This is a genomic window from Streptococcus fryi (genome assembly GCF_053206505.1).
Genome location: NZ_JBRUGW010000072.1, coordinates 1 through 1,727, shown reverse-complemented (window position 1 = coordinate 1,727; position 1,727 = coordinate 1). Strand labels below are relative to the sequence as shown.

2 protein-coding genes and 1 pseudogene are annotated in these 1,727 nt (G+C 45.0%); all 3 read right to left on the bottom strand.

Translation table 11 applies throughout. The features are described from left to right. A partial coding sequence (locus ACVRZH_RS10065) for an N-acetylmuramoyl-L-alanine amidase (RefSeq protein WP_447455135.1) occupies window positions 1-1,030 on the bottom strand: 1,030 nt, incomplete at its 3' end. A 1-nt stretch (window position 1,031) separates the two neighbouring features. Next, window positions 1,032-1,436 (bottom strand): annotated as a pseudogene (locus ACVRZH_RS10060) (phage holin family protein). After that, window positions 1,411-1,599, bottom strand: a complete 189-nt coding sequence (locus ACVRZH_RS10055; protein WP_447455134.1) for a hypothetical protein — start codon at window positions 1,597-1,599, stop codon at window positions 1,411-1,413. Before ACVRZH_RS10055 ends, ACVRZH_RS10060 begins: the two are co-directional and overlap by 26 nt. Window positions 1,600-1,727 lie beyond the last annotated feature (128 nt).

Genomic DNA, 1,727 nt, shown 5'->3' with positions numbered 1-1,727 from the left:
CTGTCACTTTCTGACCTACCTTAGAGAGGGCAGACGCAACCGCACGTTGGGCAAGGCTTGTCGCCACTGCCTTGATGGAATTGGTCGCCTTATGGACTTTCAAGGTCTGACCGATCTTTAAGACATCGGTTTTCTTCAAACCATTCAAGGCTAACAAACCATCAACTGTTGTCCCAAATTGCCGTGCAATCCCCCAGTAGCTATCCCCTTTTTGAGCCGTGTAGGTCTGTTCCGAATGACCAAGGCTTGTGCCCTCCACATCCTGCTCCAATACCCAAGATTTAATCCCTTCAAGGAGGTAGGCTCTCTTACTACGAGACTGATTTACAGCTTTGACCTGGAGGATTTTGTAAGTGCGACCCTTGACCCAATTCGCAATCGCTTGACCCGTTTGGTAATGCGTCGCACGACCAAGCACACGAACACTATCCCCAACGTGATAAACAGGGCTGGTAGAAGGATTGGCTTGTCCTCCTTGGTTACTGGGGGTGGCAGAGACAACAGTCTTCACCTCCTCTTGGGTAATGGCAGAGACGAGACCTTTAGCCAGCTCCTCTTTCTTGTTCTCAAAGATGGTCATGTCCTCATCGTTATCGATAAAGGCCACTTCAACCAAACGATAGGGATAACCTCTGTCCTTTGCTTCATTGGCATTGTAGAGCCAATCCACCTTCTTAATCCCACGGTTTTGAAAATGACGGCTAAGGACAGCTAAGATGGCTAAGTCTTCCTGATCTGCCGTCAAAGAAGATTGAATCAAAACTTCACTCCCTCGTGCTCTACCGTTAAAGGCATTAAAATGAAGCTCAGTAATGGAGTCATAGCCCTTTCCTAGGCTTGCGATTGACCGATAGTCATAGACGTTTTGTTCTGTGATGTAGTCGATGGTTTTCCCGCTGTACTTGGACATGAGCTTGGCCAACTCACGAACCTTATCAGCTTCTGTGATGCCACGTTTGGCATTGACTGCTCCTGGATCATAGTTTTTTGGCCCTTGACCATGCCCACAAATGACTAAATGTTTTCCCATCTTAGTCTCCTTCTTTTTCGTTGAATTGCTTTAAGAGTGCTTGTAGTTGCTCAGGGATAGGTAAGCCAATCCGCACCGCATTTTCCAAAATACTTAAGCCTTCATTACTCAAGTAAAAGAAAATCACCATGGTGCGAATCGCCCCTCCCTGCTTGATGATTTCAGTATCAATAAGATGTCCAACTGATACCAAAAAGAGAATGACTATCTTTTTGAAGATGCCCTTGAAACCAATGCTGCTGGAGAGGTCCTTCGCGACAATCGCCGCAAAGACTCACGTCACATAATCAATGATGAGAAAAATAAAAAGGGCATATAAAACCCCATCCACTTCTCCAAAATGTGTCCCAATCAGTCCTCCAATCGTCGAAAAGAGAACCTTATTGAGGGTCAGTAATGCCTTCATCAGCTACCTCGCTTTCTGCTGTTGCCTTAGGGTCTGACCAGTCTGGGTTACCAGTGTCGTCAAACCGCATGATGTAATAAGTCTTTTGAAAGAGATCAGACAAATTAAGCGTCAAAGTCAGACTCCCCCACTGGTTAAAGGCCCAGACAGTTTCAGTCGTCACTAACAATAAAATTCCTTGAAGAAATGAATTCTTCAAGGGATTTTTGGATAACAAATGTCAATCATCTGTCTTATCCCATAATGGTGATGGATATTCTGAAGGTAGTCCTAATTGCATATTCAGTTTAT